Below are 10929 nucleotides of genomic sequence, written 5' to 3' on the forward strand. Positions count from 1 at the left end.
GCGCCCAGATGGTATTCACAGCAGCCAATCGATCGGCGTTTTGCTGAGAAGGCGAGTGAGCACTCGCGACCACCATGTGGTTCCAGGCTCGGCCAGTTCACATTGACGGACATCGTCGCGCATGTCCATCCAGTTCAGTCGGCCTTTGTCATCCACGACGATTTTGTAGGAGCCGGACGCGATCATGGTATCGAAGGCGTGGTGCATCTGTGCCGCCAGATTCTCACTCTGGATGACGATCCCGAGCTCAGTATTGAGAGCGAAAGAGCGCGGATCGAAATTGAAAGAACCGACAAAGACCCGACGGCCGTCTACAGCGAACATCTTGGCATGCAGGGTGGCATTCTCGTTTGTGTTGCGCGGCGAAGGTCGACGCAGAGATTTGCGGGTGGTCTTGGGCCGGTCTCCAGGGGCAGGCATCTCATACAGACGCACCCCCGACTTCACGAGAAAATGCCGATGCTTTGCATATCCGGCATGAACCATAGCGACATCGGTCGAAGCAAAGGAATTGGTCAGGACGCGCACATCGACCCCGTTGCGTGCCATTTGCGCAAAGGCCCTGGCACCTGATGAGGTCGGCACGAAATAGCCCGAAACGACGAGCAATTCCCTTTCCGGTTGACCGATGAGACTCCTGAGGACGCTAGCCATGAGATCACCTTGACGCGATTGTCCGAAAACCTTGGCGGGCCGATCGCTGACCAGCTCGACGGGCACCCATTCGAATTCAATCCGTCCGGCCCGCGCACGCTCAAGCAAAACAGATCCGGCGGCACGGCTTAGATAATCGGTCGCGGAGGGGCCGGAAACTGACCGCGTGAAATCAGTTGCCCCGCTTGCCGCGTACTGCTTCGGATCTTCCTTCACGATGCAGTCGATTTCGACTGCAGCGGGACAATTCCAGAACGCATCGAAACATTCGGAGACTTCTTGCACCACCGCGCCTACGCAAAGCGCATCCACATCGGCAAAAATCCCCTGCTCTCGGTTGGCGAAGTACTCGTCTCCGACATTACGCCCGCCGACACAGGTTATCTGATTGTCGACTGTAAAGCTTTTCGAATGCATCCTGCGATTGACGCGGTGGAAATCCAGCAGGAAATCGAGCGGCTTGAAGTGTCGGTTTCGAAACGGATTGAAAATGCGGATTTCGAAATTGCGGTCGCTGGCCAGCCAGCGCAATTTGCGGTCGAGGCCGGGAATGCCGTTATCGTCAACCAGCAGACGGACCCGTACACCCCGCGCTGCCGCTCTGCGCAAGTCTTCCAGCAGGAGATTACCGGTCAGATCGTCGCGCCAGATGTAATATTGCAGGTCGATCGATCTTTCGGCCGCGGCGATGAGTCGAGAGCGGATGGCAAACGCGTCTATGCCGTCCTCGACAAGTGCAACGCCCGTCAGGCCGGGATGGCCCACCGCGTGCTTAGCGACACTCAAGCCGATTGCGGAAAGTGCCGTATTTCCGAACGCATGAGAAGCTGCGCGCTGTATCATGAACGGAGGGTGCCGGTCGCGCATCCGCGTTACGGTGCGCTGTCGGGAGGCGTTGTCTGCGACGGAACAGCAGGGCCAATGTCCGGTTCTGTTCCGGTTAGTGCAACCGACCTGTTGCACAGCTTTCTCGTCATCTCCCGGTCGCGAGTCGGGTCTGTCACGACCGCGCGACCCGAAGTCTGGCCACGCATCCCCATGAGACCGCAAGGACCGGGATGGTCGCCGCCTTCCGCTTGCGGATCGGTCACGGCCTGTAAGACACGCAAAGTGCCGTGCTCGGCATCGCGACACGCCAGCAGCACGCGCACGCCTTTCATCGCCAGGTGCGGGGCGATCTCGTAGCCGGTGCCGCTATTGGCGCCGTTAACGACGGCCGGCCGTCCGGATTGATGGGGGATATCGGAAAAGGCGAAGCTCATGCGGTATGTTCGTCCCGGTGCCATGACGGGCGCAAATCGCGGAACTCGTCGTTTCGGGCACGGCTGATGCGACAGTGTCCGGATCCGACGATGGCGGACTATCCTGCCATGCCTGTGCCCGACCGCGCTCCACGCCATAGTCGAACAGCGTGCGCATATAATCCTGCTCGAAAAGATCGTGCTCGTCCGCGTCGAAGTCCTGCTCGATAAAGGTCAAGTGATATCCGGCGCCGGTCGATCTCGCCCAGACATAGGCCGAGGCCACACGGTCCTGGAGGCTGGAGAAGAGCATCACCTCAAGCGTCCGCTTGGCGATGCTGGAGAGACCTGCTTCGATCAGCTCGAACTCGCCTGCCATCTTGCCGTTGACCAGCAGATACAGCTCCGTTGGGGACTGGCTGTCCCGCAGGATCTGGTCGTTCGCGACCGGCGGAGCGGCCATCAGGGTCGCAATGGTGCCGCCATCGACATGGAGTTCGCTGATTCACTCTCCCTGCGCTTCCATCTCGATCAGCACCGGGGGGAACTGCACCGGGACGGAGCTGCTGGCGAGCAGGATGCGCCGGAAAAGGGCATAGCGACCGGGCGCATCACCGGCCGCGATCGCTCCCATGTCCCAGATCGCATTGCCGGGGCGGTCGAGGCTGACGGTGCCGACGAACAGGCGCCGGCCCTTGCGGTGCTCTTCGCCGATGGCATCGATCACCGCATCAGTGGCGAAGCGGGCGATTAGAGCCTCGAGCGGCCCGGTCGTCGCGACGCTGGTCGAGAACGGGATCGCCAACGCGAAGCGGTCCTTGTAAATGTCGTCGGGCGTGATCTCGGTATAGGCGCGTTTCAGCTCGTCGTCGTAGTCCGGCCCGAGCAGCGCGAAGGGGGCGATGAGAGCCCCGGTGCTGACTCCAGTGACCACGGCAAATTCAGGTCGCTTGCCGGTTTGCGACCATCCGTTGAGAAAACCCGCACCATAGGCCCCGTCATCCCCACCGCCCGACAGCGCGAGCACGCGCAGTGGCTCGCCCGGCGGTGGCGGGGCGATCGAGATCTGTGTCAACAGGTCGGGGGAATTGGCCCAATGGCGGATTTTCGGCGAATCCGGCGCGTGCGCGGCTTCGATCTGCGCGGCCTCGAACGGGTGCCGGTCGAAGCTGGCACAACCGCCAAGCAGCAATGCGGGGCCGAGCACTCCCAGGACGAGCGTTCGCACCAGGTCGATGGCCTGTCCCGGCATCATGGTCAGGCGGAGTTCTTTACGGGTTCGCATCGCCATCCTTCTCGGAAATCTCTGGGGGATCAGCCTCCGGCGCGTTCCAGCTTCCGCCGAGCGCCAGATTGAGCGTGACGAACTGCTCGCGTTCCATGCGCTCGATCGTCGCCAGATCGCTGCGCGCAGTGATCGCCTGCTGCCGGATCTGCAACACGTCAAGCAGGCTGCTTTCGCCGACCCTGTACCGCAGATCCTCGATCCTGAGCGCTTCCTCTATCTCGCGCACGCGGATGACGGCCGCGTCCCGGCGGCGGCGAAGCACCACGCCGCTGTCGAGCGCGGTTTCCACCTCCTCGAAAGCGGCCAGCGCGGCGCCGGCATATTGCGCGATCGCCGCGCGCAGTTCGGCATCGGCAATGTTTTCGCCGGCAGCCAGCGCGCCGCCCTGGTAGATCGGCGCCGCGACATTGCCGCCAATGCTGAACAGGGTCGCGGTAGGATCGAAGATATTTTCAAGGGCGTCCGACACCGCGCCCGCCAGCCCCGTGAGCGACAGGCGCGGCAGGCGCGCCTTGCTGGCCTGGTCCTCGGCATGCAGTGCGGCGGCGACGCGCCGCTCGGCCGCGACCAGATCGGGCCGCCGCTCGAGCAGCGTCGAAGGCAGCCCGGCAGGCGGCGGCGTTGGCATGGGCGGCAAGTCAATTCCCGAGGCGAACTCGGCCGCGGGATAGCGCCCGACCAGTAGTTCGAGAGCACGGATCGCCTCGCGCCGCGCGCCCTGTGCCCGTGCGAGAGCCTCGCGCGCCTGTTCGAGATTGGCGCGGATCAGTGCCAGATCGCCATCCATCGCGACGCCCTCGCGGACCTGCAGACCCACCAGGCGATGCAGATGTTCGAGCGTATCAACCGCTTCCTCGGCCAGCCCCACCTGCCGCGAAGCCTCGATCGAGACCAGATAGGCGCGCGCCACGCCCGCGGCAATCGATTGCCGGGCCGCGAAATAGTCGGCGCGGGCAGCCGCCTCGTTCTCGAGCGCGGCATACCAGCCATCGCTGATCCTGCCCCACAGGTCGATTTCCCAACTCGCCTGCGCCAGTCCCAGAAAGCTGGTGCTGTCATATTCGATGCTGGACGGCACCGGCAGTCCGGCCTGCCCGCCGATTTCGATATCATCGATCTCGATATGGCTGCGCGAACCCAGGCCGACCGCCTGAACGGCCGGACGCAGCCCGGAACGCGCCTGACGGGCAAGTGCTGCGGCGCGCTGGACCTGCGCCGCGGCGGCCTGAAGATCACTGTTCTTCTCCTGCGCTTCGGCCACGAGCGCGGCGAGGCGCGGGTCGCCGAAGGCGGCGACCCATCCGTCCGCGACCGGCCCTGCGGCATCGGCGACTGCCCGCCAGCGTTCCGGCAAAGGCGGCAGGGCCGCGCGGGCGGGTGCGACCGGACCATCGCCGACCCTGTCGGGATGCGAGCAGCCTGACACCAGCATCAGGCCGAGCAACATGGCGGTGAGAGGGACGATGCGCATGGTTCAACTTGCCCCCTGTGGCTCGGCTGCGGTCTCGTCAGGGCCGATCTTGAAGAAGATTGCATAGAGGACCGGCACCACGAACAGGGTCAGTACCGTCCCGAAGGCCAGCCCGAAGGCCAGGACCACGGCCATCGCCTTGAAGAAGGCGTCGAACAGCAGTGGGATGACGCCGAGTACCGTCGTCAGCGAACTCAGGATGACCGGGCGGGCGCGATCATAGGCTGCCTCAATGATGGCATCGAAACGCGGTTTGCCCTCGCCGATCTCGATATCCATCTGATCGACCAGCACGATCGCGTTCTTGATCAGCAGGCCCGAGAGCGAGAGCACACCGAGAATGGCGATGAACTCCATCGCTATGCCGGTGAAGAGCAGGCCGATGGTTACGCCGATGATCGCCAGCGGCACGATCATGAAAATGATCACCGGCTGGCGCACTGCGTTGAACAGCACGATTACCACCAGCACCATGCCGATGACACCGAGCGGGACCACGCCAATCAGCGAATCGATCGCCTCGGTGCTCGTTCCTTCCTGGCCGTCCCATTCGAAATGGTAGCTGGAAGGCAGTTCGATCGCCTCGACGTCTCCGCGCACGCGATCGAGCAGACGGTTGGCGGTTTCGCCCGGCGCGGGATCGGCCTGGGCGTTGATTGCCCAGCGCTGATCGATCCGCTGAATCTGCGAATGACGCCAGCGGGTCTCGAAACCGTCGATCACTTCCTGCAGCGGAAGCGAGGCGCCGCTGGCGCTGAACACCTGGATTGCTTCCATGTTCTGCGCGTCGCGCGTTTCGCTTTCGGGCGAGCGGGCGATGATCGGGATCAGGTCGTCGCCCTCGCGGAAGACGCCTATCGGACGGCCCGCGAACGTGCCCTGCAAGGCCTCGGCCACGTCCTCGCGGCTGACGCCAAGGCGACGCGCGCGCGTTTCGGAATAGAGCGGGTGGATGACCGGCACCTGCTCGCGCCAGTCATCCTTCACGAGGATGGCCGCTTCGTCCTCGGCGAAGACATCCTTGGCCTGCTGCGCCAGGCTCTGCAGAACCGCCGGATCGGGCCCCGAAAACTGCGCCTCGATCTTCGAGCCGCCACCCGGCCCCAGTTCGAACAGCCAGACCTTGGCGCGCGCTTCGGGGGCGTTCTTTTGCAAATAGGCATGCACATCTGCCTGCAGCCGCTCGAGCGTCGAGGCGTCCTCAACCCGCAGGATCATCTGGCCGAAGGAGGATGTCGGCGCCTCGGGCTGATAGACCAGCTTGTAACGCAAGGTACCCATGCCGACCACGGTCTGAACGTCAGTAACGCCGTCCATCGTCGCCAGATCCTCCTCAATCTCCTCCAGGTCGGCATTGGTCCGCTCGATATCGGTGCCCGCAGGCAGCCAGTAATCGACCATCAAATGCGGCGTGGTGGAGGCGGGAAAGAAACCCTGTTCCACGAACGCGAAGCCCACAAGGGAGACGGCGAACAACCCCCCGGTCAGGCCCATGGTACGCCAGCGATGGCGCAGCGCGCGCGCGAGCCATTCGCGATAGGCGGTGCCGATCCGGCCGGCTTCGCGCTGCGGGGCGGCCTCGTCCTCGAGACCGTCGTGGCCTGCATCGAATCCTGTCTCCCGATCAGTGCCGGAAGCGGCAGCATCCTCCTCCTTCTCGAACAGCCAGTTGGCGAGAAAAGGCGCTACGGTGACCGCGAAGAACCACGAGAACAAGAGCGAGATCATCATCACCCAGAACAGGTGATTGGTGTATTCGGCGACCTGCCCGGGGGCGAGGCCGATCGGGGCGAAGGCGATGATGCCGACCAGCGTGCCTCCTAGTAGCGGCCACAGCATCTGGCCCACGATCGCGCGCGCCGCCTCCAGCCTGTTTTTGCCCTGCTTGAGGCCGACGAGCATCCCCTCGACCACGACGATGGCGTTGTCCACCATCATTCCCAGCGCGATGATCAGCGCGCCCAGCGAGATGCGGTGCATCGGTATCCCGCCGGCATTCATCCCAGCCAGCGTCGCCGCGACGGTGAGCATGAGCACGGCGCCGATGACCACGGCCGAGCGCCAGCCCATGAAGATCAGCAGCGTGACCACCACGATGACGAGCGCCGTCGCGACATTGATCACGAAATCGCCGATCGCGTCCGACACCACCTTGCCCTGGTGGTAGAATTCGTGGATCTCGATGCCGATCGGGCGGTCGCTCTCGCTCGCGCGCAGCTTGGCTTCGATCGCCTCGCCGACCTCGACCACATTTGTGCCGGTCGCATTCGAGATGCCCATGCCCACCGCCGGCCTGCCATTGTAGCGCAGGATCTGCATCGGCGGATCGACATAGCCGCGCGTCACGCGGGCCAGATCGCCCAGTCTCACGACCGCGCCTTCCTGGCCGGTCATCACCGGCAGATCGCGCAATTCCTCGACCGAATCGATCTCGCCGGTGGGAACGATCTCCAGACGCTGGTCGCCGACGCGCACGCTGCCCGCTGCGACGACGGAATTCTGCTGTGCTAGATCCTGATAGACGCTCTGCACCGACAGCCCCAGCGCCGCGACCCGCTCGCGCATGATCTCGACATAGAAGGCCTCGCGTTGCTCGCCCGACAGCACCACCTTGCCCACACCCTCCACACCGCTCAGGTCGGTGCGCAGCTTTTCGGCATAGTCGTACAGCTCGGCCGGCGAATAACCATCGGCGGTTAGCATGTAGAAGATGCCGAAGACGTCGCCGAAATCGTCGTTGACGATCGAGGGACCTGCCCCGGGCGGAAGCAGCCGGGCGGCATCGGCCACGCGGTTGCGCAGCTTGGTCCAGACGATCTGGAGCTGTTCCTTGTTGCGCCCGAACTCGTACTTGATCTCCACCTCGATGCGCGACTGGCCCGCCTCGGAGGTCGAAACAATCTCCTTCACCTCCTGCATCTGCCCGATCTCCCGCTCGAGACGCTGGGTGACCTCGGTGGCGACCTCCATCGGCGATCCGCCAGGATAGGGTGTTACCACGACAGCGCGGCGGATGGTGAACTCGGGATCCTCGAAGCGCGGCAGCGACCCATAGGCCGCCATCCCGGCAACGATCGTCCCGATGATGACGAGCAGGATGAGCAGGCGATTCCTGATCGAGAAGACGGCGGGATTAAACGACATGGCTCAGTCCCGCTCGTAGGGGCGGACTTTCATCCCCTCTTCGAGATTGGCCACGCCAGCAGCCACTATCAGGTCTCCGCGGCCGATGCCGGCAGTTACAGGCAGCATTCCGCCTGCTCCCTTGCCTACGGTGACGCGGCGCAGCGCGATGGCTCCCGTCCTGCGGTCCACGCGCCAGACGAATGTCTTTTCGTCACGCCCAACGATCGCTTCCAGTGGCACAGCCGGCATCTCGGCATCATCGGTATCGAGCTCGACATGCAGTGTTCCCGTCATGCCCGGCAGGATCAGCGCGCCGGAAGGCGGATCGAACAGGAACGTCGCCTCGTAGGTGAGCGACTGACGCGTGGCGTCGGTGGCGAACGAGCCGAACCGGGCCGCGAACCGCCTGTCGGGAAGACTGTCGAGCGCGATCGCCGCGTTGATCGGGGCCCGCTGCTCGGCATTGGCAACGATGGACGAGGGAACCTGGACCACCACCTTGGCGGAACCGGCGGTCTGTAAGGTCACGACCGGCTGCTGCGGCGAAACATATTCGAACGGCTCGGTCAGTCGCCTGGCCACGCGGCCCGAAAAGGGCGCCCGCAAGACGGTCTTCTCCAACTGCTCGCGCGCATTGTCAAGTTCGGCTCGCGCAGTGTCGCGCTGCGTTTCGCGCTGAACGTGCACTGCCCGCGGAATCGCGCCTTCGCCGACCAGCGCGTCGGCGCGGCGGAATGCATCCTGTGCCGCCTCGTACTGTTCGCGTGCCTGGACGAGCTGGTTGCGCGCGATGGTCTGGTCGAGCTGCGCGATCACCGTGCCGGCCCTGACGAAATCGCCCTGGTCCACCGTCAGCCGGACGATCTTGCCCGGCACATCGAAGGTTAGATCCGAAGATGTGCTTGCCTCGATGATCGCGGGAAACTCGTAAGTCCTCGCCTGACCGCCTGCCGCCACGGTGTAGAGTTTGACCGGACGCCGATCGGCCTCCTCCGGAATGGGAGCATCGTCGCAACCTGCAACAAGGCATGCGAAAATTAGCGAAACGAATATGCGCAGCATGAAGAATTTGGGTCTGAAAATGGTTCGGCGCGAATCAGACTTTGACATGCGCCCAAAATGAAACGAATAAGTTTTCATATCATCGCTCGTCGCAATAGGAAGACCCAATTGCAAGGCCAAACGCTTTCGCTGAACCTGTCTCATCCCGAATCGACGAACCGCCCCCGGGTCGTCATCGTCGGCGCCGGTTTCGGCGGCATGGCTGCGGCGCGCGCTCTTCGCGGCAATGCCGCGGAAGTGACGCTGATCGACCAAACCAATCATCACCTGTTTCAACCGCTGCTATACCAGGTCGCGACTGCGGCGCTTTCCCCGTCCGATATCGCTACGGCCACCCGTGTGCTGATGCGCGGCGGGTCAAACCTAAGTGTGTTGATGGCGGAGGTTACAGGCGTCGATATCAGGGCGCGCTCGGTGCTGCTGCGCGATGGGCATCGGTTGCCATACGATTATCTCGTACTCGCCACGGGATCGGCCTCGAGCTTTTTTGGACAGGACAACTGGCGCGAACACACGCTGGTTCTCAAGACGATTGAGGATGCGCTTGCCATCCGCGCGCGGTTGCTGGAAGCGTTCGAGCGGGCCGAGCAGTCGACCGACGACGCAGAGATACGACGCCTCCTGACCTTTGCTATTGTTGGGGGCGGCCCAACTGGCGTGGAACTGGCTGGGACCATCTCCGAACTCGCACGCGCGACTTTGGCGCGCGATTTCTCTCGCATCGATCCGCGCGACACGCGTGTGGTCCTATGCGAGGCGGGCGGCCGTTTGCTGTCGGGTTTCGATCCCGCGCTTTCGACCTATGCGACCGAAGCTCTAACCTCGATGGGGGTGGAGGTGCGGATTGGCACGGCCGTCGAGGCAATCGATCCCACCGGCGTGGTGCTCGGTAGCGAGCGGATAGATACCGGAGCCGTGCTGTGGTGTGCCGGCACTGAGGCCCGTCCGGCTGCTGAATGGCTTGGAATCGATGGGGTCCGCAACGGGGCTGTAACGGTCCGGTCCGATTGTTCGGTGCCGGGTCATCCAAACATCTTTGCGATCGGGGACGTCGCAAGTTTCGAAGCAGGCGGCGACGAGCGCTTGCCGGCTCTTGCACCAGTTGCCAAGCAGCAGGGCACATATGTCGGGAAGCTGCTCGCGGCCCGTATCGCCGGTCGGCGCGAGCCCGGCGCCTTCCGCTACCGCGACTATGGTACCATGGCGGTGATCGGGCGCTCGCGTGCGGCGGCGCAATTCGGCAGGCTCCGGCTCACGGGATTTCTCGCCTGGCTGGTCTGGTCACTTATACATTTGATGCTGCTTGTGGACTTTCGCAGCCGCCTGGTCGTCTATGTCAACTGGGCTTGGGCATGGTTTACTTACGGACGCGGGGCGCGGTTGTTGACGGGATCAACCACAAGCGATGCCCGGCAGCCGCCGCTCAGCGACCCAGAAAGCGGGCGGCCCGATGACAAGTAGCGGTCTCAGCCAATATTCAAATAGTTGACCATGATGAAAGCATGCTCCCGCACCGCCATCTAGGACCATTCGAAGCCTCGCCTGGCCTCGCTATCCATCACCTGCAAGTTGTCGCGACCTAGCTTGCACTTGATCGCAGGAAGCGCTCGAAGCCAAACCGCATCTAAGATCAGCGTATCTGTCTTTGGCGTCGATCTACCTCAGTTGACTAGGCCGTGTTGACAAAAGGGATTCCCAAGCCGGTCGGGTTCTGATTCAAGGCTGCTCTTTGGGAAGCAATCATGGGCCGTGGGGACTTGTCGGATGTGGAATGGGAGCTGATCGGGCCGCTTCTGCCATCTGAACGGGGGCGCTGGGCGCGACCTGCCGGTGACAACCGGCGGTTTCTCAACGGCATGCTTCATGTGCTGCGGGTAGGTTGCCCCTGGCGAGACATGCACGAGCGCTACGGTAAGTGGAACTCGGTCTATGTGCGGTTCCGACGCTGGGCCGAACAGGGTGTCTGGGATGCGCTGCTTCAGACGCTGATCGATCTGGGGCTGACCGACGACTGGCAGCACATGATCGATAGCACCACCGTTCGCGGCCATGTCTCGGCAGTGGGCGGAAACGTATGGCCCGCCCCG

General features: G+C 63.4%; 9 protein-coding genes. 2 read left to right on the forward strand and 7 right to left on the reverse strand.

The genetic code is table 11. The features are described from left to right. Positions 1–15: 15 nt before the first annotated feature. Genes ILT46_RS06110 through ILT46_RS06140 form a run of 7 tightly spaced genes read right to left on the reverse strand, consistent with a single transcriptional unit; the run spans position 16 to position 9106 of the window. Positions 16–1497 carry a phospholipase D-like domain-containing protein gene (locus ILT46_RS06110; RefSeq protein ID WP_191229312.1) on the reverse strand — a complete coding sequence of 494 codons (1482 nt, stop codon included), beginning with the start codon at positions 1495–1497 and terminating at the stop codon, positions 16–18. Positions 1498–1526: 29 nt separating this feature from the next. Continuing rightward, entirely contained in the window at positions 1527–1916 is a 390-nt protein-coding gene (locus tag ILT46_RS06115; protein WP_046903475.1) for a hypothetical protein, read from the reverse strand. Next, positions 1861–2358: a hypothetical protein gene (locus ILT46_RS06120; RefSeq protein ID WP_199503741.1), complete on the reverse strand. Its 498-nt coding sequence runs from the start codon at positions 2356–2358 to the stop codon at positions 1861–1863. Before ILT46_RS06120 ends, ILT46_RS06115 begins: the two co-directional genes overlap by 56 nt. Positions 2359–2400: 42 nt before the next feature. After that, the gene (locus ILT46_RS06125) at positions 2401–3180 is read right to left on the reverse strand and encodes a patatin-like phospholipase family protein (protein ID WP_199503742.1); all 780 of its coding nucleotides are present in this window, start codon (positions 3178–3180) and stop codon (positions 2401–2403) included. After that, positions 3167–4654 carry an efflux transporter outer membrane subunit gene (locus ILT46_RS06130; protein ID WP_053833465.1) on the reverse strand — a complete coding sequence of 496 codons (1488 nt, stop codon included), beginning with the start codon at positions 4652–4654 and terminating at the stop codon, positions 3167–3169. Before ILT46_RS06130 ends, ILT46_RS06125 begins: the two co-directional genes overlap by 14 nt. A gap of 3 nt (positions 4655–4657) precedes the next feature. Continuing rightward, positions 4658–7798, reverse strand: a complete 3141-nt coding sequence (locus ILT46_RS06135) for an efflux RND transporter permease subunit (RefSeq protein ID WP_119593540.1) — start codon at positions 7796–7798, stop codon at positions 4658–4660. A 3-nt stretch (positions 7799–7801) separates the two neighbouring features. Further along, positions 7802–9106, reverse strand: a complete 1305-nt coding sequence (locus ILT46_RS06140; protein WP_233397037.1) for an efflux RND transporter periplasmic adaptor subunit — start codon at positions 9104–9106, stop codon at positions 7802–7804. Between ILT46_RS06140 and ILT46_RS06145 the strand changes: the two genes are divergently transcribed. Together ILT46_RS06145 and ILT46_RS06150 are read left to right on the forward strand one after the other, a co-directional pair. Then, positions 9041–10303 carry an NAD(P)/FAD-dependent oxidoreductase gene (locus tag ILT46_RS06145; protein ID WP_046904969.1) on the forward strand — a complete coding sequence of 421 codons (1263 nt, stop codon included), beginning with the start codon at positions 9041–9043 and terminating at the stop codon, positions 10301–10303. The two genes, ILT46_RS06140 and ILT46_RS06145, sit on opposite strands and share 66 nt — an antisense overlap. A gap of 281 nt (positions 10304–10584) precedes the next feature. Then, positions 10585–10929, forward strand: a 345-nt coding sequence (locus ILT46_RS06150) for an IS5 family transposase (RefSeq protein WP_199503744.1), incomplete at its 3' end; no start/stop codon positions are given.

The sequence above is a fragment of the Qipengyuania sp. YIM B01966 genome (assembly GCF_016461955.1).
Lineage (GTDB): Bacteria > Pseudomonadota > Alphaproteobacteria > Sphingomonadales > Sphingomonadaceae > QFOP01.

Excerpts from the sequence above, each read along its gene's own strand:
- ILT46_RS06110 (WP_191229312.1), bottom strand. The coding sequence starts at position 1,497 with ATGATACAGCGCGCAGCTTCTCATGCGTTCGGAAATACGGCACTTTCC.
- ILT46_RS06115 (WP_046903475.1), bottom strand. The coding sequence starts at position 1,916 with ATGAGCTTCGCCTTTTCCGATATCCCCCATCAATCCGGACGGCCGGCC.
- ILT46_RS06120 (WP_199503741.1), bottom strand. The coding sequence starts at position 2,358 with ATGGCCGCTCCGCCGGTCGCGAACGACCAGATCCTGCGGGACAGCCAG.
- ILT46_RS06125 (WP_199503742.1), bottom strand. The coding sequence starts at position 3,180 with ATGCGAACCCGTAAAGAACTCCGCCTGACCATGATGCCGGGACAGGCC.
- ILT46_RS06130 (WP_053833465.1), bottom strand. The coding sequence starts at position 4,654 with ATGCGCATCGTCCCTCTCACCGCCATGTTGCTCGGCCTGATGCTGGTG.
- ILT46_RS06135 (WP_119593540.1), bottom strand. The coding sequence starts at position 7,798 with ATGTCGTTTAATCCCGCCGTCTTCTCGATCAGGAATCGCCTGCTCATC.
- ILT46_RS06145 (WP_046904969.1), top strand. The coding sequence starts at position 9,041 with ATGGCTGCGGCGCGCGCTCTTCGCGGCAATGCCGCGGAAGTGACGCTG.
- ILT46_RS06140 (WP_233397037.1), bottom strand. The coding sequence starts at position 9,106 with ATGATTGGTTTGGTCGATCAGCGTCACTTCCGCGGCATTGCCGCGAAG.